Source organism: Aeromicrobium sp. 9AM, assembly GCF_902506105.1.
Classification (GTDB): Bacteria; Actinomycetota; Actinomycetes; order Propionibacteriales; family Nocardioidaceae; genus Aeromicrobium.
Window position 1 is genome coordinate 972,565 of the sequence record NZ_LR733304.1, and the last position, 25,175, is coordinate 997,739.

General features: G+C 69.2%; 32 protein-coding genes. 10 read left to right on the plus strand and 22 right to left on the minus strand.

Going from position 1 to position 25,175, the window contains the following annotated elements:
- Positions 1–15 precede the first annotated feature (15 nt).
- From BOSE46_RS10925 to BOSE46_RS10985, 13 genes are all read right to left on the minus strand, one after another.
- Positions 16–249 (minus strand): hypothetical protein, encoded by a 234-nt coding sequence (locus BOSE46_RS10925; protein ID WP_159540269.1) that lies wholly within the window; start codon positions 247–249, stop codon positions 16–18.
- The gene (locus BOSE46_RS10930; protein WP_159540270.1) at positions 233–982 is read right to left on the minus strand and encodes a ParB/RepB/Spo0J family partition protein; all 750 of its coding nucleotides are present in this window, start codon (positions 980–982) and stop codon (positions 233–235) included. Before BOSE46_RS10930 ends, BOSE46_RS10925 begins: the two co-directional genes overlap by 17 nt.
- A complete protein-coding gene (locus BOSE46_RS10935) occupies positions 979–1,743 on the minus strand; it encodes a hypothetical protein (protein ID WP_159540271.1) in 765 nt (254 codons plus the stop codon). Before BOSE46_RS10935 ends, BOSE46_RS10930 begins: the two co-directional genes overlap by 4 nt.
- Positions 1,743–2,270 (minus strand): hypothetical protein, encoded by a 528-nt coding sequence (locus tag BOSE46_RS10940; RefSeq protein WP_159540272.1) that lies wholly within the window; start codon positions 2,268–2,270, stop codon positions 1,743–1,745. The genes BOSE46_RS10935 and BOSE46_RS10940 overlap by 1 nt, the downstream gene beginning before the upstream one ends.
- A gap of 163 nt (positions 2,271–2,433) precedes the next feature.
- Complete coding sequence (locus BOSE46_RS10945) at positions 2,434–3,366, minus strand: hypothetical protein (RefSeq protein WP_159540273.1); 933 nt, start codon at positions 3,364–3,366, stop codon at positions 2,434–2,436.
- Positions 3,367–3,425: 59 nt separating this feature from the next.
- On the minus strand, positions 3,426–4,175 hold the full coding sequence (locus BOSE46_RS10950; RefSeq protein ID WP_159540274.1) for an exonuclease domain-containing protein: 750 nt from the start codon (positions 4,173–4,175) through the stop codon (positions 3,426–3,428).
- Positions 4,172–4,378 (minus strand): hypothetical protein, encoded by a 207-nt coding sequence (locus BOSE46_RS10955; RefSeq protein WP_159540275.1) that lies wholly within the window; start codon positions 4,376–4,378, stop codon positions 4,172–4,174. The genes BOSE46_RS10950 and BOSE46_RS10955 overlap by 4 nt, the downstream gene beginning before the upstream one ends.
- Entirely contained in the window at positions 4,378–5,451 is a 1,074-nt protein-coding gene (locus tag BOSE46_RS10960; protein ID WP_159540276.1) for a hypothetical protein, read from the minus strand. Before BOSE46_RS10960 ends, BOSE46_RS10955 begins: the two co-directional genes overlap by 1 nt.
- Positions 5,452–5,666: 215 nt before the next feature.
- Positions 5,667–6,545, minus strand: coding sequence for a hypothetical protein (locus BOSE46_RS10965; RefSeq protein WP_159540277.1), 879 nt, complete (start codon positions 6,543–6,545; stop codon positions 5,667–5,669).
- Positions 6,545–6,778 carry a hypothetical protein gene (locus BOSE46_RS10970; RefSeq protein WP_159540278.1) on the minus strand — a complete coding sequence of 78 codons (234 nt, stop codon included), beginning with the start codon at positions 6,776–6,778 and terminating at the stop codon, positions 6,545–6,547. Before BOSE46_RS10970 ends, BOSE46_RS10965 begins: the two co-directional genes overlap by 1 nt.
- Before the next feature lie 100 nt (positions 6,779–6,878).
- A complete protein-coding gene (locus BOSE46_RS10975) occupies positions 6,879–7,097 on the minus strand; it encodes a hypothetical protein (RefSeq protein ID WP_159540279.1) in 219 nt (72 codons plus the stop codon).
- Positions 7,098–7,221: 124 nt separating this feature from the next.
- Positions 7,222–7,413, minus strand: coding sequence for a hypothetical protein (locus tag BOSE46_RS10980; protein ID WP_159540280.1), 192 nt, complete (start codon positions 7,411–7,413; stop codon positions 7,222–7,224).
- Positions 7,410–7,655: a helix-turn-helix domain-containing protein gene (locus tag BOSE46_RS10985; RefSeq protein ID WP_159540281.1), complete on the minus strand. Its 246-nt coding sequence runs from the start codon at positions 7,653–7,655 to the stop codon at positions 7,410–7,412. Before BOSE46_RS10985 ends, BOSE46_RS10980 begins: the two co-directional genes overlap by 4 nt.
- 180 nt (positions 7,656–7,835) lie before the next feature.
- Between BOSE46_RS10985 and BOSE46_RS10990 the strand changes: the two genes are divergently transcribed.
- From BOSE46_RS10990 to BOSE46_RS11025, 8 genes are read left to right on the plus strand one after another with little or no spacing between them, the layout of a single operon-like run.
- Positions 7,836–8,264 carry a hypothetical protein gene (locus tag BOSE46_RS10990; protein ID WP_159540282.1) on the plus strand — a complete coding sequence of 143 codons (429 nt, stop codon included), beginning with the start codon at positions 7,836–7,838 and terminating at the stop codon, positions 8,262–8,264.
- Positions 8,264–8,692: an ImmA/IrrE family metallo-endopeptidase gene (locus BOSE46_RS10995; RefSeq protein ID WP_159540283.1), complete on the plus strand. Its 429-nt coding sequence runs from the start codon at positions 8,264–8,266 to the stop codon at positions 8,690–8,692. The genes BOSE46_RS10990 and BOSE46_RS10995 overlap by 1 nt, the downstream gene beginning before the upstream one ends.
- Positions 8,689–9,051, plus strand: a complete 363-nt coding sequence (locus tag BOSE46_RS11000) for a hypothetical protein (RefSeq protein WP_159540284.1) — start codon at positions 8,689–8,691, stop codon at positions 9,049–9,051. The genes BOSE46_RS10995 and BOSE46_RS11000 overlap by 4 nt, the downstream gene beginning before the upstream one ends.
- Positions 9,035–9,298, plus strand: a complete 264-nt coding sequence (locus BOSE46_RS11005; RefSeq protein WP_201299611.1) for a DUF3263 domain-containing protein — start codon at positions 9,035–9,037, stop codon at positions 9,296–9,298. The genes BOSE46_RS11000 and BOSE46_RS11005 overlap by 17 nt, the downstream gene beginning before the upstream one ends.
- The gene (locus tag BOSE46_RS11010; protein ID WP_159540286.1) at positions 9,298–10,779 is read left to right on the plus strand and encodes a recombinase family protein; all 1,482 of its coding nucleotides are present in this window, start codon (positions 9,298–9,300) and stop codon (positions 10,777–10,779) included. Before BOSE46_RS11005 ends, BOSE46_RS11010 begins: the two co-directional genes overlap by 1 nt.
- A 30-nt stretch (positions 10,780–10,809) precedes the next feature.
- The gene (locus BOSE46_RS11015; RefSeq protein WP_159540287.1) at positions 10,810–11,436 is read left to right on the plus strand and encodes a hypothetical protein; all 627 of its coding nucleotides are present in this window, start codon (positions 10,810–10,812) and stop codon (positions 11,434–11,436) included.
- A 41-nt stretch (positions 11,437–11,477) separates the two neighbouring features.
- The gene (locus BOSE46_RS11020) at positions 11,478–12,881 is read left to right on the plus strand and encodes a wax ester/triacylglycerol synthase family O-acyltransferase (RefSeq protein ID WP_159540288.1); all 1,404 of its coding nucleotides are present in this window, start codon (positions 11,478–11,480) and stop codon (positions 12,879–12,881) included.
- Entirely contained in the window at positions 12,878–13,186 is a 309-nt protein-coding gene (locus BOSE46_RS11025; RefSeq protein ID WP_159540289.1) for a hypothetical protein, read from the plus strand. The genes BOSE46_RS11020 and BOSE46_RS11025 overlap by 4 nt, the downstream gene beginning before the upstream one ends.
- Positions 13,187–13,199: 13 nt before the next feature.
- Here BOSE46_RS11025 and BOSE46_RS11030 read toward each other — a convergent pair whose 3' ends face one another.
- The 6 genes from BOSE46_RS11030 to BOSE46_RS11055 form a co-directional block, all read right to left on the minus strand.
- Positions 13,200–13,685 carry a DUF2505 domain-containing protein gene (locus BOSE46_RS11030; protein ID WP_159540290.1) on the minus strand — a complete coding sequence of 162 codons (486 nt, stop codon included), beginning with the start codon at positions 13,683–13,685 and terminating at the stop codon, positions 13,200–13,202.
- A complete protein-coding gene (locus BOSE46_RS11035) occupies positions 13,682–14,428 on the minus strand; it encodes a PspA/IM30 family protein (protein ID WP_159540291.1) in 747 nt (248 codons plus the stop codon). The genes BOSE46_RS11030 and BOSE46_RS11035 overlap by 4 nt, the downstream gene beginning before the upstream one ends.
- Positions 14,429–14,521: 93 nt before the next feature.
- The gene (locus BOSE46_RS11040; protein ID WP_159540292.1) at positions 14,522–15,745 is read right to left on the minus strand and encodes a glycosyltransferase; all 1,224 of its coding nucleotides are present in this window, start codon (positions 15,743–15,745) and stop codon (positions 14,522–14,524) included.
- Complete coding sequence (locus tag BOSE46_RS11045) at positions 15,742–17,790, minus strand: glycosyltransferase family 39 protein (protein WP_159540293.1); 2,049 nt, start codon at positions 17,788–17,790, stop codon at positions 15,742–15,744. Before BOSE46_RS11045 ends, BOSE46_RS11040 begins: the two co-directional genes overlap by 4 nt.
- Before the next feature lie 87 nt (positions 17,791–17,877).
- Positions 17,878–19,287, minus strand: a complete 1,410-nt coding sequence (locus BOSE46_RS11050) for a cell wall metabolism sensor histidine kinase WalK (RefSeq protein WP_236551724.1) — start codon at positions 19,285–19,287, stop codon at positions 17,878–17,880.
- Positions 19,288–19,292: 5 nt separating this feature from the next.
- Positions 19,293–20,009, minus strand: a complete 717-nt coding sequence (locus BOSE46_RS11055; RefSeq protein ID WP_159540294.1) for a response regulator transcription factor — start codon at positions 20,007–20,009, stop codon at positions 19,293–19,295.
- 137 nt (positions 20,010–20,146) lie between these two features.
- On the opposite strand from BOSE46_RS11055, the gene BOSE46_RS11060 reads away from it, so the two are divergent.
- Positions 20,147–20,410 carry a hypothetical protein gene (locus BOSE46_RS11060; RefSeq protein ID WP_159540295.1) on the plus strand — a complete coding sequence of 88 codons (264 nt, stop codon included), beginning with the start codon at positions 20,147–20,149 and terminating at the stop codon, positions 20,408–20,410.
- 22 nt (positions 20,411–20,432) lie between these two features.
- Positions 20,433–21,026: a TetR/AcrR family transcriptional regulator gene (locus BOSE46_RS11065; protein WP_159540296.1), complete on the plus strand. Its 594-nt coding sequence runs from the start codon at positions 20,433–20,435 to the stop codon at positions 21,024–21,026.
- A 10-nt stretch (positions 21,027–21,036) separates the two neighbouring features.
- On the opposite strand, the gene BOSE46_RS11070 is transcribed toward BOSE46_RS11065, so the two are convergent.
- The 3 genes from BOSE46_RS11070 to BOSE46_RS11080 all read right to left on the minus strand — a co-directional run bounded on the left by BOSE46_RS11070 (position 21,037) and on the right by BOSE46_RS11080 (position 25,147).
- Positions 21,037–21,609 (minus strand): hypothetical protein, encoded by a 573-nt coding sequence (locus BOSE46_RS11070; protein WP_159540297.1) that lies wholly within the window; start codon positions 21,607–21,609, stop codon positions 21,037–21,039.
- An 11-nt stretch (positions 21,610–21,620) separates the two neighbouring features.
- Positions 21,621–24,377, minus strand: a complete 2,757-nt coding sequence (locus tag BOSE46_RS11075) for a penicillin acylase family protein (protein WP_159540298.1) — start codon at positions 24,375–24,377, stop codon at positions 21,621–21,623.
- 128 nt (positions 24,378–24,505) lie between these two features.
- Positions 24,506–25,147, minus strand: coding sequence for a head GIN domain-containing protein (locus tag BOSE46_RS11080; protein ID WP_159540299.1), 642 nt, complete (start codon positions 25,145–25,147; stop codon positions 24,506–24,508).
- Positions 25,148–25,175 lie beyond the last annotated feature (28 nt).

Consider the following 25,175-nt stretch of genomic DNA (forward strand, 5'->3'; position numbering starts at 1 on the left):
TTCCTTGTGGGTGGGTCATGCGGTTACGCGGCTTTCGATCTGGTGGCGATCGCGGATCTTGGCGACCGCACTGCTGGTGAGGTCGAGGAGGTCACCGATCTGCGAGTCGGACAGGCCGCGTGGTGCCAGCAGCTCGACCGCGGTGCGGCGCTCGAGGTAGTTGAGCTGGACGGTCTTGTCGCCGTCGATGCGGCGCTGCACCGCGACCTCGTCGACCTCGACACGGGGCGTGTTACGAAGCGGCTGCATGTGAGACCCCCCCCCCGATTCCTTGGGATTCGTCACGGATGGCCTGCTCCCAGCACTGACCGCACCCGACGGCGCCGAGCTTCGGGCGGGTGGAGTGGTCGCACTGGTCGCGCACCACGGCGGCGAGCGGGTGGGACCTGGTGAAGTACGGCGGCTCTACCTGGATCGGGCGGCCGCGTGTCGGTGTGTCCATGCGCTCGCGGCTCGCGGCGCGCTCCTTGCGGACGGCCTCCTGCGCGGCGCCGGCGGTGAGCTCGCCAGCACGGACGGCCTCGATCGTCTGCTCGTCGAGCTCGGTGATCAGCAACAGCGCGTTGACGGTGGAGGCGTGCATGCCGGTCGTGCGTGCGATCTCTGCCTGGGTGAGGCCCAGGTCGATGAGTTCGCGCAACGCTTCGGCCTTCTCGACGGGTCCGAGGTTGGTGCGTTGGCAGTTCTCGACGAGCATGAGCGAGAGGTGGTCGGCGAGGTGGCCGACGTCGTGGCGGATGATGCACGGCACCTGCGCGAGGCCAACCCGCTCGGCTGCCTTGGCGCGGCGGTGGCCGGCGAGGATGAGCCACTGGCCGATCCGGTTGGGGCGCTGCGTGACGACGATCGGCTGAACCAGGCCGTTCTGGCGGATGGACGCGGCCAGCTCGGAGATGTCGCCGATCTGCTTGCGCACGTTGTTCGGGTGGGGGACGAGCTGCGCGAGGGGCAGCATGGTGGCGGTTTGCCTGGGGATGCTCATGCCGACTCCTTGTCGCGGTAGCGGTGGGCGTTGATTCCGGTGACGCGCTCGAGCTCGTTGAGGGGGCGGCCCTGCGCTTCCCACCGGCGGGCGATTTCTTCGCGTTCGGGCTTGGTGAGGGCGACGGTCCGGTCGCCGTTCATGGCGCGCTGGACGGCTACCTCGTCGAGCTCGCGCAGGGTGTGCGGCAGCTCGTCGAGGACGGTGGGTGCTTCGTCGTTGTCGATGTCGTCCCAGCCGAGCGGGGGGACGTAGCCGAGGCGGGCTGCGCGGCCGCGGGTGAGGTGGGATGGGCCGGGTGTCATCGACAGCTCGTCGTACATCCGCTCGATCGCCTCGTGGGTGGTGAGGGTGATCCACCTGCCGCGCTGGTGCATCATGACGGCGGTCCTGATGCCGGTGTGTTCGGTCATGGAGGCGTGGGTCCAGCCGAGGGCGAGGAGTGCCTGGATACGGCGTACGGCGCCGACCTTGGGCACGAACGGTTCGGTGGTGCCGGGGGTGTTCTCGCGGGTCACACCTGGCTGCACGGCACGGATGGCGGCGATCGTGGCGTGACGGGCCTTGACTTGGCCGTGGTGGATCGTGTGGACAGCCTGGACTGAGACGCCCGCGGCCGCGGCGATCGCACGCAGCGACATGCCCTGGCCGAGGCAGGTGGCGATGTGGAGGCGTGCGGGGGTGGCGTCGGCGAGCCGGAGCTTCCCGTGCGATCGGTCGTAGCGCCAGCGCTTCATGTAGCGGGGGTCTTGGCTGCCCATCAGAACGGCGCTCCGCTCTCGGCGAGCGCGCGTGTGTCGGCGGCGTAGACGGCCAGGGCGTACGCCTGCCAGACGTCCTTCGCGAAGCCGTAGAACCAGCCAGGCTGGGCCTTGGTGCCCTTGCCGTGGTTGGTGGCGTCGGGGGCAAAGCGGTCGACGAGGGCCTGGGTGATGTTGGAGTCCTTGGCCCGGGCGGAGTGGCAATGGTGCATCTTCACCGGGTGGCGCTTGATCAGCTGGGGGAAGACGCGGCCGCTGCCGTCGAAGTGGCGGGCGGACTCGACGAACCGGCCGATCCAGACGCAGGTCTCGAAGACGTCGGCGCCGACGGACATGCCGTAGCTGGCGATCATCTCGATGACGATGTGGTCGGCGGTGAGGTAGTCGTCGGCCATGCCGTCGAGCAGCATGCGGCGGAGCTCGACGTTGGGGGTCTTGCCGAAGCGGAGGGGCTTGCAGGTGGTGGCGTCGATCAGGGTCCAGCCGGACTCGGTGTTGCCGGGGTCGATCGCGAGGACGGTGCTCACAGTTGGCCTCCTTCGCGGAGGTCGCGGCAGACGAGGCCAACGGCGGTCCAGAGGACGGTCGCGGCACCGGCAACGAGCAGGGCGGTCATGTTGGCTTCTTTCGTGGAGGACGGGTGGGGCGCCGGCCAGGGGGTTGAAACCGGCGCCCCACGATGGGGGTGCGTCAGAGACGCTTGAGCAGCCGCAGGGTGCCGAGGCCGGCGACGACCATGAGGGCGCCGAGTACGGCGACACCGCCAGCGGGTGCACCGGTGTCGGGCAGCGTGTCCTCGGACAGCGCAGCCGGCGTGCCGATGCCCTTGTCAGTCGGCTTGTGGTCGACCGGGTTGCACTCGGCTGCGGTCTTCAACGCCGGGTACGTGTGCCAGAACGTGTCCTGGCCAACGACCTCGTAACCGTCCTTCGCGATCGCGGTCAGGCCGATCTTGGGCCAGATGTCCTCGCGCGGCTCGACCCGCTGCCACTCGATGCCCTCGATGGTGGGCACCGTGTAGTCCTGGACGTTGTTGTCGCAGGTCGGGTCGATGAACATCGGCGCGGCCGCGGTGACCGGCTTGTCGCAGGCCGGGCCCGTGAAGACCTTGCTGTAGTAGCCGTGCGGTGACAGCTGCGCGTCGTCGGCCGGGCTGTTCAGCACGTCGAGGCTGGCGAGGTAGTCCTCGTCGTCCTGGCTCTCGATCCAGTACAGGTCGCGCTGGATCTCGATGACCTTGCCGCAGGTGGGCGCCGGTGTGCACGTCGAGCTGCGGGTCTGGGGCCATTCGTACGTGCCCTCGACGCCGTCGGACTTGTCCATCGTCCAGCAGATCTCGACCTCGTACTTCTCGAACTCGGGCGGCGTGGTGGTCGTGAGGGTCTTCGGCTGCTTGGTGTCGACCTTGGCGATCGGCTCGGCAGGCGGGGGTGTCTCCTCGACGACAGGGGCCGTCGGCTCGACGACAGGTTCTGTCGTGACCGGCTCGGGGGCTGGTGCGTCCACCACCGTCTCGGCGACCTGGGTCACGTCCTCCGCGGGTGGTGGTGTCTCGGCCGACGCGGGCGTGGCGAGGAACACGGTTCCAGCCAGGAGCGCGAGGACCATCAGGATCCGCTTCATGGTTTTCCTTTCGTGCCGGCGACCGGAGTGGGCGCCGGAGAATGTGGGGTGCTGGATGGTCATGCGGTCACCGCTTGCAGCTGCGTGTGCAGCGGCCAGCCGCCGTCGACGCCGTCGTGCTCGATGCCGTTCTTGTCGAAGTACTCGCGCAACGAGTGGCACATCTCGCGGCGCCAGGTCTTCTGCAGCTGGTGAAGGGCCCCGGGGCCCATGTCGCCGAGGTAGGCGTCGGAGTCGGCGATCGCGCGCGCCAGGCCGACCGCGCCGAGTGCGTCAGCGGTGGCGTCGTGGGTCTCGGTGAACGGGACCTTGTACCACTCGCACAGGGCCGGCAGGGTGAACTTGCGGCCCTTGACGAAGCGATGGTTCTTGATCGTGTCGACGCCCTTGCCGAGGACCATGGGGTCGATGACTGAGCGCCAGTTCTCGTGCGACGTGAGCCGCTCGGCGAGGGGTGTCAAGTCGTGCCGGCGGCACTCGGCCTCGAGCATGGACAGGTCGAACGCGGCGTTGAACGCAACCAGGGGGAGACGCTGGTTCAGGACCCAGGTGACGTAGTGGGCGATCTGTTCGATCGCCTCGGCGGGTGCCATGCCTTCGGCGGCCATGTCGTCGGTGATGCCGTGGACATTGGTGGCGGTCTCTGGGATGGGGACGCCCGGGTTGACGAGCCACTGCTTGGAGTTGGGCGACCCTGCACCCTCGGGCACGACCTGGGTGATCGTCGAGGTGACGATGCGGTCCGTGAAGACGTCGACGCCAGTTGATTCGACGTCAAAGCCGTACATGGTCTGCGCCGCCCAGCTCATACGATCACCTGCGCGACGTGGGGGAAGCCGTACGTGCAGGACAGGCACGCGCAGTGCTTCGGCTGGTGCGGGGTGCCGTTGCGGCGGGCCACGTTCAGCGTGTGCGTGAGCGGTGAGTCCTTCGGGTAGGAGTGCTGGGGCTCAGCCAGGCCGAGGTCCTTGACGACCTGCTCGAACTGCTCGTCGACGGACGGCGCGGTCATCACGCTGCCTCGGCTTCCAGCGTGGTGAGCAGCGCGTCGAGCTGCTCGGACGTGGCGTCCCAGGGGGTGGCGTCGTGGTCGGACTTGAGCGCGAGCTCGAGCTGGTCGGTGGTCCAGCCGAGGGTGCCAGCGACGGTCACGCACTTCTGCCAGAGCACGTCCGGCGGGTCGAGGACCGGCTCACCCTCGACGGGCTCCTGGTCGTCCGTCGGGTGCAACGTCTTGGCCAGGTCCGTGAGCGCCTGCTTGAGGTCGTCGGTCAGGTGGCCCGCATCGGCCGCCTTGGTCCACTGCTCGCGGACTGCGTCGACGTCCCCGGCCTCGGTGGCCAGTGCCAGATAGTCAGGCCGCTTCGCCTCGATCGCTGCAGCGCCGGATGATGCCCCCGCCTCCAGCTCGTTGCCGATGCCGGACTTGGCCTCGACGATCTCGCGCAGCTTGGCCGCACCGATCTGCAGGTCGAGCACGGGCACGACGAACCGGGACGTCTGGCCGTCCTTGATCGCGCGCCGCTCGACCAGGTGCAGCACCGCGGGGACCAGGTCTCCAACGAACTGCGCCAGCTCGGCGACAGCGGGGATCTCGGCGGCCGCGTTCCAGCCGTGGGTCTCGAGCCGGAACACGCCGATCGCCTCGAGCTCGGGCAGCATGACCGAGAGGCGGGTGGTCGGCTTGGCCTCGGTGTGCGGGTTGACCTTCTTCTTGCCGACCTGGACCTTCTCCTCGGTGTCGCACGGGTCACCGGTGAGCATGTTCGTGACGCCGTCGCAGCGGTGCATGCAGCCGCCGCCGGCCCAGAACTCCATCCACTGGGACATGCCGTTCTTGACGACGATGACGGGGATGCTGGTGGCCTCGGTGATGACCTCCCACGAGGGGATGCCGTTGTTGTCCCATGCCTGGGCGGTGCCGCCGTAGAGGTCGGCGAGATCGCGGACGTACTGCTCGGAGACGCTGGTGAAGCGGAAGCGGTCGAGCTTCATGGGGAACCCCTTCTCGGGGTTCTTCTGGCCGAGTCGGATGCGGCCGAGCTCGGCCTGCCTGCGCTGCAGGACGATCGGTGAGATGGGCATGTCAGGAGTCCTTCGAGTCGATGGGGTCGCAGCCGCAAGCGCCATTCGCTGCGGGGATTTGGAAGCACGAGGCGCAGGGCGCCGCGGTGGGTCGGGGAGTGGGGCATACGGCGTGCTTCCACGCCTTGTCCTCGTCGGCGCGGATCAGGTCGCCGGCCGACCACCTCTCACCGCACTCGGGGCACTCCCCGGAGTAGCGGGCCATCAGCGTCATGTCAGGCCACCGCCTTCGCAGCAGCGACCGGCAGAGCCTCGACAGGCTTGACGCCGTACTGCGAGTGCAGGTGGTTGGCCGCAGCGAGCGCACCCTGGAACCCGGCGAACGACTCCTGCAGCGTCCCGGTCAACGGCATCGGGATCAGCGCGTAACCGTCCTTCCGCAGGGTCAGAACGAACACGTCCTTGATGCCCTTCGGCGCCTCGACCTCGCTACCGTCGTCCAGCAGCAGCGTCTCCGCGTTGGCCAGGGCAGCCAGCTGCATCCCGTTCTCGGGGTACGCCGACACCCGCGGCCGCGTCGACGACGACTTGTAGTCGATCAGGCACAGACGCTTCCGCGCCCACCCCTCGACACGGAGGCGCACCCACAGGTCACCGGTGCCGGCGTAGCCGACCTTGCGGTTGACGATGGTGGCCTCGGACGCCTCGATGTCCTTCTCGAGGTCGACGCCGTACTCGTCGAAGAAGCGGAGCAACTGACGGCCGAAGGGCTCGACCTCCGGGTCGTACACGACCGGCCTGTCCAGGACGTGACCCTCAGCCCACGCGTGGATGCGGGTGCCGAGGTCGGCGGCGGTGTCCTTGACGAACCCAGGCTCGCGCTTGAGCTGCTTGAGGCGGCAGGTCTTGCACTTGCCGCACTCCTCGTCGACGCGCTTCGGTGAGCAGGGCTTGACCACCATCGAGGCGACGAGCAGCGGGAGCTCGCGCATCGCCTTCTCCGCGACAGCCTTCGCCGCCCACGGAACGAGCGCGGGCTTGGAGACCGCAGTGTCGAGGACGTTGGTCACGGACGGCCACATCTCACCGGTGTGCGGGTGGACGTACCAGCGGCCCTTGCCGGGCATGTTCTGAGCGAACTTCGGATCGGTCATCACCAACCACCTCCCCGCTCATCGGAGGCGCGGTCTTCGTCGGCCGAGTACTGCAGCCAGTAGACGTACTCGGAGCACGCCGGTGCGCAGTCGTAGTGGTGCCAGTTGCCGCACCCACAGTTGAGGGCGGTCTCGCCGTCCTCGACCTCGGGCTTGATCGGGGTGTCGCAGAACGAGCAGTCGACCTCGTCGACGACCTCGGCCGGGGCCGGCACGGACACGAGGCTGGTCATCGTGCACCGCCGCGGCGCTCGGACCGGTAGTGACGTACGAGCTCGACGAGGGCAACCGCGTTGAGCGACACCCACGCCGCGATGCACAACCAGAAGCCCGTCATGACGCCACCGCCATGAGCTCGTCGACGATCGCGAGGTACGCGTCCTCGGCCTGCTTGGCCGCGACGCGAGCCTTGCCGTACGCCTCGCGGTCCTCAGGCGGCACGGGCAGCCCGACGGCGATCTGGATGCCCAGGTCGCGGGCGAGGTCGGCGACCTTCCGGTCAGCGGCAGTGAGGGCGGCGAGCGCCTGGTCTGCCTTCTCGAGGTTCGTCATTGGTATCCTGCTTTCAGTTCGTGGGGTCCGATCGCTGCTTGCCGGTGGAGATCGGGCCCCGATCTATTTCGGAGGTCTTGCACGTCCCGCCAGTGGGTTCGCGGCTCGCTGGGCGGGACGGCGTCTAGGAGGCGTGAGCCAGGGGGAGGCCGCGGCGCTGTCGGATCTCGTCCTCGAGCTCGTCGACGGTCGCGCCGCAGGTCGGGGTCCAGGCCGCTTCGGCGAGTTCGCGTGCGGTCATCTGGTCGGCGGCGCGCTGGCCGGCGGCGAGGATCTCGCCGGCCTTCTGCACGGCGGCCGCAGACGGGCGGGTCATGCCGGCACCTGCTCGGAGGCGAACAGCTTGGCGTCCCGGATGAGGGCTTCGACGGGGACGTCGAGCGCGATCGCGATGCGGTGCAGGACCTCGGGGCTGGCGTTGCGTCGCTCGTTCTCGATGTTGTCCAGCGTCGAGTAGCTGATGCGTGCGAGGGTCGCGAACTCACCGGGCTTCATGCCGCCCTTGATCCGGAAGTGCCGGATGGTGTGGCCGTTCTGTCGCTTCGTCTTCTCGCTCATAGGAAGAGATTAGAAGAGGAGAAAGGAGGAAGTCAAGAGGAAAACGGAAGAGGTTACGTTTCCGCTGGTCAGACGGCGTGGCGCGGGGTGAACCACAGCCTTGTGTTTCTGGGGTTACCTCTGATTTCCTCTTCTGAGACTGCCTAGACTCTTCCGATCACTTCCTGAGAGCGTGTCCGCATGAAGAAGTACTCCGCCGACAACTGGCGCAAGCTCGGCCGCCGCGTCTACCAAGCACGCATCCGAGCCGGATACACCGACACCCAGACCTGGGCGGACGCCGTCGGCAGGTCCACCCGAATGCTGCTCGGACTCGAGCGAGGAGAGGCCGTCGGCAACGGCACCCTCGATCTCGTGGCGGCCGCACTGGAGTGGACGCCGGAGGAGCCCTACGAGGTCCTCGAAGGGCTTGAGCTCGCCGACGCCCCACCTGTGCCGCTGCCTGGGGAAGGCGGTTCTGTCAGTGCCGTCGCCGACGATGGGCCAGAGTTCGAATTCCTAACGCGAGTCAGAGAAGACCTGACGGATGAAGAGATGGATCAGCTGATGAAGGAAGCAACCCCGTACCTGCAGATGCTCATGCGCGACATCAAGGCCCGGCGAGACTGATGTACTCACCGTGGGACGACGCAGGGGAGCGTCACCGCGACTGGATCATCGAACGAGTCCCGCTCCGCGGCCTCCACGAGGTCATGTGTGTCAAGAGCAAGATCATCCTGCTCGAGCGCGACCGCACCAAGTGGGAACGTCGATGCGACCTGGCGCACGCGATCGCGCACATCGACCTCGGCCACACCAGCAGCCTGGACCGCAAGACCGAGCGGGCAGCCGTCCGGTACGCCGCCAAGATGCTCATCGACCTCGAGCCCCTGGGCGACGTCCTCGCCGTCACCGGCGGCCGCGTGACGTACGACGGAGCGCATCTCCTGGGCGTCGACGTAGAGACCATGACGGCACGCCTGCAACACCTGCACCCCGGCGAGCGGGGCTATCTCGTCCGCCGACTCTCACACCTGACAGAGGAGCACGTCGCATGAACCGTTCACTCACAGCCGGCATCGCGCTCTCGGCCACGCTGATGCTCGCCAGCTGCGGCGGCGGATCCGACGAACCCAAGGAGTCGTCAGCCACGACGACGACCGCGACCAGCTCGGGCACGCAACCCAAGTGCGTCGACGTCTGGGTCAGCGGCAAGACCATCCCCAAGGACTACGAGGGCTGCTCGAAGGGCGACACGATCGAGGCCGCCGTGACCCTCGACTGCCGAGACGGCTCAAAGTTCATCACCTACGACGACCGATTCTTTGCCACGCTCGGCGGCAAGATCACCGCCTATGAGGGCAACGGCGAAGGTGGAGCCGCATACCAGAAGGCCTACGATGCGTGCTTCGGCTGACCTGACAGACCAGGAGAAGCAGATGCTCGACGTCGAGCGGCTGTGGTGGCAGTACACCGGTGCCAAGGCCAACGAGATCCGCAAGCGGTTCGACCTGTCCGAGACGCAGTACTACCAGAAGCTCAACGCCCTGCTCGACCGTGAGGACGCCCTCGCGCACGACCCCCTCCTGGTGAAGCGGCTCCGCCGACTGCGCGCCCAACGGCAGCGGTCCAGGAGCGCATCAAGATACGGCCAAGACCTCTGATGGTCAGCCTGCGCCCGGTCCCGGAGACCCCGCCGCGGGCGGTCCTCTACCTGCGCCAGTCGATCTCCCACGACGACTCCATCAGCCTCGAGCTGCAGGAGGCGTCATGCCGGCAGTACTGCCAGCAGCAGGGCTACCAGGTCGTCGCCGTGGAGTCCGACCCCGGCATCAGCGGCCGCACCTGGAAGCGGCCCGCCGTCACCCGGGTCATGCAGCTGATCGAGGACGGCGGCGCCGACATCGTCGTGCTCTGGAAGTGGTCACGCCTCTCGAGGTCGCGACGTGACTGGGCGCTCGCAGCCGACCGGGCCGACGTCGCCGGCGGCCGCATCGAGTCCTCCACCGAGGCCGTCGACATCGGCACCGCCACCGGACGGCTCACACGCGGCATGCTCGTCGAGCTCGCAGCGTTCGAGTCCGACCGGATCGGCGAGGTGTGGAAGGAAGTCCACGAGTCCCGCCTGGCCAAGGGCCTCGTGCCGAACGGCAACCCCCGCTACGGGTACGAGTGGGACCGCGAAGCAGGGATCCACCGCCCGCACCCGATCGACGGGCCAGCCCTCCTGCAGGCGTACGAGAGCTTCGTCGCCGGCGTCGGCGTCGTGGAGATCACCAGGTCGATGAACGCCCGCGGGCTCAAGACCATCAAGGGCGGCGCCTGGTCTCCGAAGATGCTCTATCGCGTCCTCGACAGTGGGTTCGCTGCGGGCCAGATCCTGTGGGGTGGCCAGCTGCACCCCGGCGCCCACGAGGCCCTCGTCCCGCCGGACCTGTGGCAGGCCTACCTCGATCGACGTGAGGCCGGCCGCTTCGTGCCGCCCCGCACCAAGGCGTCGAGCTACCTGCTGTCCGGGATGGTGAAGTGCGGCCGCTGCGGTGGGCCGATGGCCGGTGGTGGGAAGTCCAACGCCCAGGGCCCTCGGTTCAGGTGCAACCGGAACCGTGACTACGGGTCCCACGACGAGTCCGGGTGCACCGGTGGCGCCGTGCAGATGTCCGTCGTCGAGGCGGCCGTGCTCGAGTGGTTGAGTGTCGAGGCGGCCGACGTCGAGAAGGCGGCGCGCACTGCGAGTAGGAGCGCGGCCGCGGTGGTGTCGGCCGAGGCCGAGGTGCGGCGTGCGACCAAGGCTGTCGACAAGATCAACCGAGACCTGCAGCGGCTCACCGTACGCCTGGCCGAGGACCTCGTGCCGGTGGAGGACTACCAGCGGGCGCGTGACCAGATGGTGGCTGAGCGTGACGGGTACGTCGCTCAGATCGAGGAGTCGGCACGTGCTGGGCGTCGAGCCCAGGTCGACCGGGTGGAGGTCGCGACGGGGCTGCTGGATGGGTGGCGTCACCTGCCGGTGGCGGTGCGGCGGACTATGCTCGGCACGCTGATCGACCGCATCGTGGTGACCACGGCGCGCGCCAAGGGTGGTGGCGCGGCTGGTGGGTTGTCGCAGGCGAAGGTGGAGGTCGTGCCGCGTGACGCCCTTTAGGGGCTGATCTCCGACGACGTCAGCGGACTCGTGGCCGCCTGCCGGGCCGCCAACACCGGACGTGCGGCAGAGGTCGCCGACCACCTGTTGGGGATCGAGGACAACCTCCGACTGCTGACGGGCCTGCCGCGAGCCGACATGTGGCCGCAGGTGCGCACCGGTGCGTTCGAGCTCGTGCTCGCCCGGCTCCGCGCCGACGCCGGGCTGCTCGTCGTGGACTGCGGCTTCTCCCTCGAGTCGGGCACCGGCCACACCGGCAACCGCAACCAGTCGACACTGCAGGTCCTTGACCAGGCCGACGCGATCGTGGCGGTCGGCCGGCCGGACCCCGTGGGTCTCGCCCGACTCGTACGCGGCCTGCACGACCTGGCCGAGGCGGTGCCCGGCTGCGTGCCGACCCTCGTCATCAACATGACCCGTACGTCGTTGGGCTGGCGCGAGCGCGAGATCGACGCGACCCTGCGACGGCTCACCGGGATCGTCCCGACGACCTACCTGCCGTTCGACCAGTCGGGACTCGACCTCGCGGCGGTCAGCGGGCGTACGCCGCGAGACGTCGCCCCGTCGTCGCCGTTCGTGACCCGGATCGAGGTGCTGGCCAGGAGTCTTGTGTCACAGGTCGGAACACCCGGCGTGCTCTCGGCCGCCACCCCATGACCCGGTGGTAACTTCTCTGCAGGACGTCCCTGAGGAGTGCCATGCAACGGTTGAGCCCGCTGGATGCGATGTTCCTGCAGCAGGACAGCCCGACCGTCCCCCGCCAGATCGCCTCGTTGGCCATCCTCGAGCCCGGTGAGCACCCCCTCGACTACGACCGGCTGATCCACGTCATCAACGAGCGCATCGATCTCGTCCCGCGCTATCGCCAGGTCCCGCGCACCGTCCCGGGGGCCTTGGGAACGCCGGTGTGGCTCGACGACGAGAACTTCGACATCTCGTTGCACGTACGTCGCTCGGCGCTCCCGCGGCCCGGCACGAGCGCAGCGCTGCACGAGCTGGTCGGCCGGCTCATCGCCCGCCGGCTCGACCTCGACCGTCCGCTGTGGGAGCTCTACCTGATCGAGGGGCTGTCCGAGGGGCGGGTTGCGCTGCTGTTCAAGGCGCACCAGGCCCTGGTCGACGGCTCCGAGACCGTCGACCTCGCGCAGGTCCTGCTCGAGGAGACCGCGTACGACCGCGACATCCCCCACGAGGAGTGGAACCCGCGCTCGGAGCCCAACGCCGCCGAGCTCGTGGTCGGCACGCTCAACCGCAACCTGCGCCATCCCGGGGAGGCCATCCGCGTCGCCGAGCTCAACCTCGGGCGCATCGCCCGCCGGCTGCCGGTCATCGGCGTCGACGGCCAGCCGCCCAACAGCGTCCTGTCGACCGAGCTGTCGCGGCATCGCCGGTTCGCGTCGCTCGCCGCGAGTCTCGACGACTTCCGTCGCGTACGCGAGGAGCACGGCGGCACGGTCAACGACGTGATCCTCGCCGTGATCGCCGGCGGCATCCGGGGCTGGATGCTGACCCGTGCGGAGCCGGTGACGCCCAAGACGAGCTTCCGCGCGATGGTGCCGATGTCGGTCGTGGCCGAGGACGGCCTGCCGACCTCGCTGGGGTCCAAGGTCCGTGGCCACCTGCTCTCGCTGCCGGTCGGCGAGTCCAATCCCGTCGTCCGGCTGCACCAGGTCTCGTACGCGCTCAAGGACCACCGCGAGACCGGCTCTGCGGTGGCCGCCAACAAGCTCGCCAACCTGCCGGGCTTCGCCACGTCGACGTTCCACGCCGTCGGTGCGCGCGTCGCCGATGCCGAGGCGGGGCGCGGCCACCAGATCGTGATCACCAACGTGCCGGGCCCCCAGGACCCCGTCTACATGGCCGGCGAGGCGGTCAGCGAGGTCTATCCGTGCATACCCCTGAGCGGTCGCCGCGCCGTCTCGATCGGCGTGACGTCCTACAACAGCAAGGTGTTCTTCGGCATCGTCGCCGATCGCGAGGCGGTGCCTGACGTGGACGTGCTTGCGCAGTGCATCGAGGACGCGTTGCTCGAGCTCGTCGAGTCGGTCGATGGCCGCCGCACGCGCGCCCCCCGCGGCCGGCAGAGGCCGGCGAAGTCATGAGGGTCTATCTCGCGGTCGGCCGCGACGACCTGACGGCACTGGCCGGTGGCGCCTCGATCAGCGCCCCGGCGTTCACCGCCGCCTCGGAGGACGAGGAGGACGAGCTCGCCGCGCTGGAGGAAGCGTCCGAGCATGCTGCCGCGGTGGCTGCCGCCGAGGTCGACGATCCTGACGGGCCGGTGACCCTCGACGAGGTCGTGTCGTTCCACCTCGACGTCGACGGCACGGGTGACCTCGCGTGGTACGCCACGCAAGAGATCGACGCCGTGCTCAGCGCCCTTGCGGGGCCGAACACGGCGTCGTGAGCTCGCCTGCCGTCTAGAGCTTGGTCTGCCCGTACTCGACCTCTTCGCGCAGCGAGGAGCGGATCGCCTTGGCGACCTCGGGCTCGATCTTCTTGCCGATGAACGGGATCGACACCTTGACGTCGCCGTCGAGGGTGAAGTCGGTCGCGGCGCCGTTGGCGATCAGGTTGGCGGTGCCGACCATCTCCGCGGGCTGGCCGATGATGCTGACCTTGACGTCGGCGCTGCGGTTGCCGCCGGCATCGGGGCCGCTCCACACCTCGGTCTGCTTGACCTTGACGGTGCTGCCGGTCAGCTTCTTGACGAAGTCCGGCATGTCGGCCTCCTGCGTACGGACGACCGTGACGGTCGCGCCGTCGCCCGAGGGCTCCACCGTGACCTCGTACTCGAGGGATCCCTGGTTGGCGCACGACTCGGTGCGGAACGCCTGGTCGGTGATCAGGGCGTAGACCGCCTCGACATCGGCGCCCTCGTAGCTGAACGACTCGGTGAGCTTCATTCGGACGCCGCCTCGGGTGCCGGGGTGCCTGCGCCGAGGCTCTTGAGCTCGGACAGCCGGGCCTCGACCTCGGCGTTGGTCGACGACTCCTCGAGCTCGTCCCACGGGTCGGCGGTCGCGGCATTGAGCTCGGCCTGACCGGCGACCTGCGCCTCCGAGCGGCGTACCTTGTCCTCGAACCGGCCCAGCTCGCTGGTCGGGTCGAGCACGTCGATCGACTTGACCGCGTCCTGCACCTTGGCCTGGGCCTCGGCGCTCTTGGCGCGGGCGACGAGCTGGTCGCGCTTGGTCTGCAGCTCGCCGAGCTTGCCCTGCATGCCGATCAGCCCGGCCTTGAGCTTCTCGACGGTCTCGTTCTGCGCGGCGATCTGCGGCGCGGCCTGCTTGGCCTCGGTCTCGAAGCCGATCTGCTTGGAGAGCGCGATCTTGGCGAGCTGGTCGAACTTGTCGGCCTCAGCCGCCTGGCCGGAGGCGCGGAGTGAGTCGGCCTTCTGGGAGGCGGCGAGCGCCTTGGCGCCCCACTCCTTGACCGCGGCGACGTCCTCGGCGTGATCGGCCTCGGCGAGGCGCAGGTTGCCGATCGTCTGGGCGACGGCGTCCTCGGCCTCGGCGATCGAGTTGGTGTAGTCGCGCACCAGCTGGTCCAGCATCTTCTCCGGGTCCTCGGCCTTGTCGAGGAGGGCGTTGATGTTGGCGCGCGTCAACTGCCCGATGCGCCCGAGGATGGACTGTTTCTGAGCCATGGTCGTCACTCTCTGTCAGGAATTCTCGTCGTCTCCTGTCGATCTTGGTCCATGGAGGGGGTCCAGACAACCGGTTTCGACGCCGCTCGCTCCTCAGACCACGGTTTCCGCCTCTGCGCGCTGACCGCGGAAGATCCAGACCCGCATCAGGACGAAGCGCATGACCGTCACGAACAGGTTCGCGGCGGTCAGCAGGACGACCTCGACCAGCGGGTGCCCGTCGCCTCGCACGGCCCGCAATGTCCACAGGGCACCGCTCGTCACGCCCAATCCGCAGGCGAACACCAGCAGGCCCTGCAGCTGATGGCGCAGGGCCCCGTCGGGGCCGCGGAACCCGAACGTGAACCGGCGATTCGCCGCGGTGTTGGCGATCGCGGTGGCGGCGAGCGCGAGGGCGTTCGCCTCCTGCGCGCCGAGCCGCCCACGCAGCGCGACGTACAGGACGCCATACGCCAAGGTCGACAGGATCCCGATCAGCGCGAACACCACCATCTGCGCACTGAGCCGGCCTCCCGCGCTGCGTGCCGTCGTACGTCCGAGCGCGCTCGCGACGTCCGCCAGCGGCACGCGGCCGCGCAGGAGCGCCCAGCCGAGCCGGCCCATGCCGCGCAGGTCGGCTGCCGCGGTGCGCACGATGTCGACCCGGCTGTCCGGGTCGTCGACCCAGTCGACCGGCACCTCGTGGATCCGCAGCCCGGCGCGCTCGGCGACGATCAACAGCTCGGTGTCGAAGAACCACTCGTCGTCCTCGATGAGCGGCAGCAGGTGCGTCGCCACGTCGCGGCGGATCGCCTTGAACCCGCACTGGGCGTCGGAGAACCGCGCCCGCAGCGCGCGGCGGAGCATGACGTTGTACGTACGGGAGATCAGCTCACGCCTGGGTCCTCTCGTCGTCCGCGCCGTGCGGGCCAGGCGCGACCCGATCGCGAGGTCGGAGTGCCCCGACAGCAGCGGTGCGACGAGCGGCAGCAGCGCGTTGAGGTCGGTCGACAGGTCGACATCCATGTAGACCAGCACCTCGGCGTCCGACCGTGACCATGCCTGCTTGAGCGCCCGGCCGCGCCCCTTCTCGGTGAGCGACACCACCGACACGTCGGGGTGGCGGTGGGCCAGCTGGTGAGCCAGCAGGCTGGTCCCGTCGGTGCTCGCGTTGTCCGCGATCGTCACCCGTGACTCGTACGGCAGTGACTGCAGGTGCCTCCGCACGGTCTCGACGGACTCGACCAGTGCGCGCTCCTCGTTGTGGACCGGGATCACGATGTCCAGCACCGTCGTGCTCACCGGAGCCTGCTCGGCGTACGCCGTTGCCGCAGTCACTGGATGCCTGCCGACAGGTCGTAGATCGTCACGCCGTCGACGGTCTTCGCGGTGAAGTTGTCGGACACCCAGGCGGAGATCGCGGAGCTGGTGCTGCCGCCGGCGTTCATCCCGCCGCCTCCGCCGCTCCCGCTGCCGATGAAGTAGTGGATCTCGCCGTCGGCGACGTACTGCTTGAACCGCGCCAGCGTCGGGCTGGGATCAGAGCCGTTGAACCCGCCGATCGCCATGACCGGCAGCTCGGTCGCGAGCTGGTAGCCCGAGGCGGTGTTGGAGCCGATCGCCGCGGCGACCCAGGTGTACGTGCTGGAGTCGGTCGTCAGCAGGGCGTTGATGGCACTGGTCGAGGTCGAGCCGTTGAGCAGTCCGCCGGCCCCGCCTCCTCCTCGCGTGCCGTCGTTCGTGCCGCCGGGTGCCTGTCGCGTGCCGTTCTGTGTCGGCGGCTGACCCATCTGGCCGCCACGACCGCCGCCCGGTCCGCCGCGCATGCCGCCGAACCCGCCGCCACCCGTGCTCGGGCCGGCGCTCGGGATCGAGCCGGTGTGCGGCGTCGACGCGGTGTCCAACGCGTACGCCGTGGGGCCGGCGAGCAGCGTGATGAGTGCCGCCGCGCCGACCGCGAACATCGCACGGCGGGGGAGGAGACGGTGGATCACGATCAGGAAAGCGGCACCGACACCGGCGACCACCACGGCGTACTTGAGCCACGGGACGAAACCGTCGGTCCGGTCGAGCAGGACGTAGCTCGTCGAGGCGGTCATCGCGAGCACGAAGGCTGCGCCCAGAGCGGTGAGGAGGGACTCACGGTGCTCCCAGAGGATGCTGGCGCCGATCGCGACGAGCGCGGCGATCGCGGGGGCGAGCGCAACCGTGTAGTACGCGTGGAAGATGCCGGCCATGAAGCTGAAGGTCAGCCCGGTGACGAGCAGCCAGCCGCCCCACACGATGAGCCCCGTGAGCTGGCGATCCGTACGGCCGGCCCGGCGACGGAACCACACACCCAGCACGAGGCTGGCGAGGGCCGCAGGGAGCAGCCAGGCGATCTGCCCGCCGATCTCGGAGCTGAACAGCCGGAACAGCCCGGTCGAGCCCCACATGCCGCCGCCGGTGTTGTTGCCGCCGCCGCCGACCGAGCCGACTTCGTTCCCGTTGAGCCGGCCGAAGCCGTTGTAGCCCAGCGTGAGCTCGAGGATCGAGTTGTTCTGCGAGCCGCCGATGTAGGGCCGGCTCGACGCGGGCCACAGCTCGACGATCGCGATCCACCAGCCGGCGGCGGCGATCATCGAGCCGAACGCGATGAGCAGGTGGCCCAGGCGCTTGCCGATCGAGGGCTTGGCAGCGACGAGGTAGACGGCCGCGAGCGGTGGCAGGACCAGGAAGGCCTGCAGCATCTTGGTGAGGAACGCGAAGCCGACCAGGGTGCCGCCCAGCACGAGCCAGCGCACGGCTCGCTCAGGTGACTCGATCGCGCGGATCGTGGCGTACACCGCGGCGATGAGGAACAGCGTCAGCAGTGCGTCGGGGTTGTTGAACCGGAACATCAGCACGGCGACGGGGGTCAGCGCGAGGATCGCGCCGGCGAGCAGCCCGGCCCACGCGTTGCGCGTCGTACGCTTGACCGTGGCGTGGAGCAGGCCGACCGAGCCGACGCCCATCAGCGCCTGCGGCACGAGCATGCTCCACGACGACAGCCCGAAGATCCGCACGGACAGCGACATCGGCCACAGCGACATCGGCGTCTTGTCGACCGTGATCGAGTTCGACGCGTCGGACGAGCCGAAGAAGAACGCCTTCCACGACGCGGAGCCGGCTTGCACGGCGGCGGAGTAGAACGAGTTGGCCCACCCGGACGCGCCGAGGCCCCACAGGTAGAGCAGCGCGGTGGCCAGCAGGAGCGCAAGCAGTGCCGGGCGTACGAGCGGCGAGTCGTCGGGCTTGCCGCGCCAGAGGCGGGTCGCCCACGTCGGGGCTGGGGGTGTGCGGTCAGGGGTGGGCGCCTCGGAGCGGCGCTCGGCCGCCGGCGCGATGAGGGTCGTCTGGTTCATGCCTCCACGGTGCGAGGCCGGACTGGCACGACCGTGTGGTCACTCTGTGCCACCTCTGTGAGCCGGTGTTGGGGCAAACCGTGCCGGTCAGGAGGCGGGCAGCGTGAGCGTGAACGTCGTGTCGCCCGGCGAGCTCTCGACGGTCGCCGTGCCGCGGTGCGCGTGCATGATCGCGCGTACGAGCGACATGCCGAGCCCGGCACCACCCGACGCGCGGGTGCGGGACGAGTCGCCGCGGACGAAGCGTTCGAAGATCGTCGGCACCAGCTCGGGATCGATGCCGGGACCGTTGTCGTGCACCTCGATCCGCACCATGTCGGCGACCCGCAGGCGTACGTCGACGGTCGTCTCCGGAGGGGTGTGCCGGCTCGCGTTGGTCAGCAGGTTGGTGACGGCCTGGTGGAGCCGCTGCTCGTCGCCGGTCACGGTGACCGGCTCGTCGGGTACGTCGAACGTCCAGTGCCGCTCGGGGTCGACGACCCGCGCGTCGTTGACCGCCTCGACGAGCAGGCGCGTGAGGTCGACGGGCCGGCGGTCGATCTCGCGTCCGGAGTCGAGCCGAGCCAGCAGCAGCATGTCCTCGACCAGGGTCGACATGCGGCCGGCCTCGGACTCGACCTTGGCCAGGATCTGGTCCGGGTCCGCGCGTCCGGTACGCCGGCTGAGCTCGGCATAACCCTTGATCGTCGACAGGGGAGTGCGCAGCTCGTGCGACGCATCGGCGAGGAACTGGCGGACCTGCTGCTCGCTCTCGTGCCGGGCGTCGAGCGCCTCCTCGACGTGACCCAGCAGCTGGTTGAGCGCGCCGCCGACCTGCCCGACCTCGGTGTTGGGGTCGGTGAGGTCAGCCGGCACACGCACGGTCTGCCCGATCTCTCCCGACGACAACGGCATAGCGATGACCTCGTGGGCCGTGGCGGCGACCTCGCGGAGCGGCCGGAGCTGACGGCGTACGAGCAGGCGACCGGCGACCCCCGCGACCCCCGTGGCACCGAGCGCGAGCAACACCTCCCACCAGATCAGGTTGCCGATGGTGTTGTCGACGGAGGACCTCGGCAGTCCGACGATGCAGATCGATCCGTCGGGCGCCTCCGCGGCGAGCACGCGGTAGGAGCCGTACTTCGGCAGGTCGATGTCACGGGGTGTGCCATCGGGGCTCACCTCGGCCAGCAGGTCGCGCGCTGCGGTCGAGATGGCGGGTGCATCGCCGTCCTCGGTGACGATCGACCCCGGTCGGCCCGGCACCACGGTGATGAGTCCGACGTCCTGACCGCGACCGGGGTCAGGGCGCCTGCCGTCCGGCGCGATGGCATCGCGGGGCGGCGTGTGCTGGGCCCGGCCCATCGACTGGGTGAGCTTCTCGTCGAGGCGGTCGGTGAGGTAGTTGCTCATCACCACGGTCACGACACCGGCCACGAGCAGGCTCGCGACGGCGACCAGCGCGACCACCGTGACGATGAGTCGGCCGGTCAGCGAGGAGGGCAGGACCTTGCGCACGAGACCTACCCGGCAGGCTTCAGGACGTAGCCGGCGCCGCGCTTGGTGTGGATCATCGGCTCGTGCCCGACATCGACCTTCTTGCGCAGGTACGAGATGTAGAGCTCGACGACGTTGGCCTGGCCGCCGAAGTCGTAGTCCCACACGCGGTCGAGGATCTGCGCCTTCGACAGCACGCGCCGCGGATTGCGCATGAGGAAGCGCAGCAGCTCGAACTCCGTCGCGGTCAGCTCGATCTGGCGGCCGGCACGCTCGACGTCGCGGCTGTCCTCGTCGAGCGTCAGGTCACCGACCGTGATCACTGAGTTGGGCCGGGCGTCGAGCGCGCCGGCGCGACGCATCAGTCCACGCAGCCGCGCGACGACCTCCTCGAGGCTGAACGGCTTGGTGACGTAGTCGTCGCCCCCGGCAGTCAGGCCGGCGACCCGGTCCTCGACCGAGTCGCGGGCGGTGAGGAACAGCACCGGGATCTCGGGGGACTGGGCGCGCACCTTGCGCAGGACCTCCATGCCGTCGTAGTCCGGCAGCATCATGTCGAGCACGATCGCGTCGGGCGTGAACTCCTTGGCGGCGGACACGGCCTTGCGCCCGGTGTGCGCCATCTGGATGTCCCAGCCCTCGTAGCGCAGCGCCATCTGCAGCAGCTCGGCGATGTTGACCTCGTCGTCGACCACGAGGACGCGCAGGGGTGTCCCGTCAGCCCGGGTCAGGGTGGAAGCCATGTGTCCAGTGTGGATGGCGCAGCGTCGACGCGGGTAGGAACGGCCTGTGAGAAGACTGTGAGTGAGTCTGCCCGAGTCCCAGTTGGGGAAGGGCCGGCGCACAGGCGCATGACAGGTCGGCGGGTCACCGTGGCGGCATGAGTGACAACGAAGACAGCTCCGCTGTGCCCGCGGCATGGTCCACCCGTACGCTCGTCGCCTCCGCGCTCGCGGCGGTCGTGCTGGGGCTCGGCGCCGGCGCGGCGATCGGTTCGGCCGGAGGTGGCGATGACGGTGGCCGTGGCGGACCAGGCGGGTTCGGCGGAGCTGGTGGACCCGGTGGGGGCCCCGGTACGCAACGCGGCCAGGGGTTCCACAGCGCACAGCAGCCCGCCGCGCCGGGGAACGCCACCAACGGCTGACCCGGGTCACTACGCTGACCCCATGACGAGGCTGACCCGGTTGCAGGTGCAGGAGCGCAATCGCGAGACGGTCCTCCAGGTGGCCCGCGAGGCGTTCCTCCGCGACGGCTATGTCGCAACCTCGTTGGCGTCGGTCGCAAAGGAGGCCGGGTTCACCACTGGCATCGTCTACTCGAGCTTCGGCAGCAAGGCCGATCTCGCGCTCGGCGTGCTCGAACGCCTGCAGGCCGAGCAGATCGGCGCGCTGGGCGATCAGGTCGACCGCGCCATGGCCGCAGGCGATGTGCTGGACCAGGTCAGGCAGTGGGCGGCCCAGGCCATGTCGTCCGGGTGGGTTCGGCTCGAGCTCGAGCTGCTGCTCGACACGATGCACGACCCGCGGCTCGCCGCGGCTCAGACGCGGCGGCAGACGGCCTCGATCGAGCAGGCCGTGTCGGTCGTACGCTCGCTCGCCCCGCCCGACTCGATGGGCGACGAGACGCTCGAGGTGCTTGCGGAGGCGGCCGTCGACTACGCAATCGGGCTCGCGATGCGCCAATCGGTCAACCCCGACGCGACTCCCGATCGGCTGTTGCGACTGATCGAACCCCTCGTTGCCGCCATCTCGATGCCCTAGCCGAATACTTCTAGGGGTAGCGGCGGGTCTTGCCGTCGGGCGTGCCGCACTGCGTGCCGCCGACGCTCGCCGGGAAGCGGAACTTCTCGAGCACCGCGCAGTCGGGCAACGTCTGGCCGCCCCACACCTCACGCCACCCTCCGGCGACCTTGGCCCACAGGTTCGCGTTGCCGCCGCACTGCGGGATGAACGTGCCGCCGGCAGCCCAGCCGCGCGTGTCGACCCGTTCGACGTGGATCTCGGGCTTCTTGGCGCAGACGTCGTCCTTGGTGTCCTGCTGCCGCTGCAGGTCGGCGGCGATGAAGTCCTTGAAGTCCTGCGGAGCGCCCGTGAGCTTGGCCGTGTCGGCTCCGCGCGCCACCGTGATGCCGTCGTCGCCGTAGTCGATCAGCGTCGAGGCCGGCGTGGCCTTGGTCGGCGTCGGCGTCGTCGCGGTGGGTGTCGGTGCCGTGGTGGGGGTCGTCGTCACCGTCGGCGCAGGGGTCGTCGTCGGGTCGTCGCCGGCGTCCTTGGGCTCGTCGGAGCCGCCGCACCCTGCTGTGAGCAGCAGGATCGCGACGGCCACCGTCAGGGTCGGTCTCATGCCGACCAGTATCACCGAGCCCGGTGCGTCCGGTAGTCAACGACTTGCTGGAACGTGGGCCGGTTCTGCCAGTCGATCGGGCGCACGCCGACCACGCCGCCGCTCGTGGGCCGGATGTAGTCGAGCGACTTGTCGTACGTCAGCTGGCTCGGGCTGCTCACGCCCTGGGCCGTCTGCGCTCGCTGCACCGCGCTGAGCAGCGACGCCCGCAACGTCGTGCGGCAGGTCGAGAGCGTGCCGCAGAGCCGATAGGCGTACGGGCTCTGGACGGTCGATCCGGTCAGCTGGCGCAGCTCCTTGTTGACGTATCCGTACCAAGGCGAGCCGAGCCACGACGAGCCCTGGCCCTGGCGCGGGTGGTCGTCGAGTGGCTGAGGCAGCGCCCGCGCCAGGTCGGCGCCGAGGCTCGGCGTGGCGAAGTCGTACGCCAGGGACTTGTCGCCGTCCTCCCACCACGTGTCGAAGATGCGGATCGCGGCCTGGTGCGCGTAAGCGCCGGTCCGGTCGTAGTCGACGCGGTGCGCGCCGGCCGCCAGCCAGGCCGACAGCAGCTTGCGTGCCTCGGCCGTCTTGGGGTCGTCGCCGAGCACCTTGAGCAGCGCGGGGAGCAGCTCCTTCGCGCGTACGTCCTCGGTCGCCGCGTCCTCGACGATCCCGGCCAGCTGCGCGCGGGTGATCTTGCCGGCGGCGATGGCCTTGGTGGCGCGACGGCTGAGCGCCAGCGAGCGGTGCACGGATCCGTCGGACCACTTGTCGTCGGCCGCGGCGAAGTCTCGCGCGGGCTTGTTGTTCCAGCTCGCGAAGTATCCGGTCGGCGGGTTGATCTGCTGCACGTGCTTGGCAGCACTGAGCCAGCCGGTCGAGTCGTACTTCTTGCCGGACCAGCGGGGCATGTCGGTGTCGGTGCCGGCCGCACGCACGGGCAGGCGGCCCGACGAGAAGTAGGCGATGTCGCGGTTGTCGGCGTAGAACCAGTTGAACGTGTAGTCGATCGCGCTGGCGGCCTTCTTGAACGACGTCGCGTCCTTGACGTAGTCGGGGTTGTTGAAGCGCGAGAAGCCCAGGATCGACGCCGCCTCGCGGCCATACGTGCTGCGCTCGATCACGACCGCGACCGGGACGCCCTTGACCGTCGTGCGGGTCTGCACGATGCCGTGGTTGGTGCGCCACACCTGCATCTTGAGGGTTGCGGGGGCGGTGGGGGCCGAGATGTTGGGGATCACGGTCTCCTTGTGCTCGTTGTACTGCATCGGCACGCACGTGCCGCCGTCCTTGCGGTACGACGTCGAGTTGACCGTCGGTGCGCTGCCGTCGGCGTTGCACAGCTTCTCGATGACCGTGTCGATGTTGTCGCTGCCCGAGCTCGTCGCCGACCAGGCGTAGTCGGCACCGTGACCGAGCTCGACGACGAGGTTGGTGCCGGCGAACGACACGCCGCGGGCGAACACGCCCGGACCCATCAGCACCTGCTCGTTGAGCAGCTGCGGGTTGTAGTAGCCGGTCTGCGGGCCGAACACGACCAGCGGGTGGCCGGTCTTGGTCTTGCTGGCGCCGACCAGCAGCGCGTTGCTCATGCCGTTGGCCGAGAACAGGCTGCTGAGGTCGATCGTGCCCGACGGGGTCTCGACCTCGTTCGGCACGCCGGTGAGCCCGAGCTTGAGCGCGTCCAGCAGGGTCTCGATGGGATTGCTGGTGCCGGTGTCGTCGCCGGATCCACTGCCGTGCGCGCCGTCGAGGTCAGGGATCGCCACGCCGGCCTGGTGCGGGTTGAACGCCTTGTTGTCGTACGGGAAGGACAGCGTCGAGGTGGTCGGTGCTTCCTTGTCGTTCTTCTCCCGCAGGCTCGCGAACATCTTGTCGGCCTTGGCGGTGCCGTACTCCTTCACGAGCTTGCCGTAGAACAGCGCGTTGGCGTACTCCTGCCCGCCGCCCTTGCCGAAGATGCCGCCGACGAGCGAGGCGACGTACGTCAGGTCGGCCCGCGTCCACGGGGTCGGCTTCTTCTGCAGGGCGACGTACTCGGCGGGGCACTCGAGCCCGGTCGGCAGGCCGAGCGGGCACATCCGGTCCTGCGCGGCATTGATGCCGGCGATGTAGGCGTCCGCGCCGTCGAGCAGGCGCTGCCCCTCGGCGCCGTTCTCCTTGGCGATGATCTCGAGCTGGTCCTGCGCCTCCTTGGGCGTGTAGTACGCCGACCGCACTTGGGCGCGGTCCATCGCGATGTTGCCGGGCGTGCCGCCGACGAACTCCGCCCCGCGGCCGGCGCCGAGGTGCCGCAGCGCGTCCATCAGGAACATGCGGTCCTGCGTACCGGCGAACCCGGCACCGAACATCGTGTCGTTATACGTCTTGCCGGTGATGTAGGGGACGCCGTACGCGTCGCGCACGATCGTCACGCCGGGCTTGGGCGTCTCGGTGCTGACGACCTTTTCGGGGACGAAGCCGGCCTTCTTGTAGTCCTTGTCGACGACGGCGTCGGTGATCGTGCCGGGCTTGTGCTTCGCCAGGTCGTCGTACATCTCGAGCTGGTCGGCGTAGTTCGTGGGCGCGTTCTTGCCGTCGACCGCGGTCAGCCCGCCGCCGATCAGCACCTGCACGAGCTGCAGCGCGTTGATCGTGCCGCGCTGGCCGGCCGGCACGATGTTGCGCACCGTGCCGTACGAGTCGGCGGTCGTGGGGGAGGGGACCGTGCCTGCGGCGGCGGCCGGGACGGTCGCGGCGGCGCCCACGGCGAGGACGCTGAAGATGACGACTGCAAGACGACGCACGAAGGTGCTCCTCGGGCTCAGAAAAGTGTTGCAGGTCACAACGATCGAAGGTGACACGGAGTTACACCTGCGGCGCGTGCAGTTCCTGACCGACCTTGTGAAGCACCCCCGGGCTGACAGAGCGAGGTCTAGTCGGCTCGACCCACGTCGCCGGAGCCCTTGAGGTGCTTGGTCAGCGCCGGGTCGCCGCGGTACTCCACGTCACCGGAGCCGTCCGTCCGAAGGTCGAGGGCGGCATCCACCCACAGTTTCGTGTCGCCCGAACCCTTCGTCCTGACCCGCGCGTCGCTCGCCGACAGGTCGCCGAGGTCGAGGTCACCGGAACCGCTCTGATCCACCGTGAGCTGCCGCGCCTTGCCCGCGAGCTCGAGATTGCCCGAGCCGTCCGCCTGCACCGTCAACGTGTCGGCGTCGACCCCCTTGGCCTCGACGTCACCGGAGCCGGCATTCTCGAGCGAGTCCACGCTCGGCACGTCGATCTCGACCGTCACATGGTCGGGGTCGTGCGACCCGAACGACACGTGCAGCGTGCCGTCGCGCACCTCGGTGCGTACGTCCGACACTGCGTTCTCGGGCGCGACGACCTGTACGTGCTGTGGTTCGCCGACGCGGATCCGCACATCCGCCGAGCTGTCGTTGGCGACGCTGGTGAACTCGGCCACCTCGCGTACGTCTGTCGTTCGCGGTCCGCCGTCCGAGCACCCGGCGAGGGCGACCGCCGCGACTGAGGCGATGACGAGGGCGGAGAGGCGTGTGGTTGTCCTGGACATGATGGGCCTTTCGATGAGGGATCGGGCG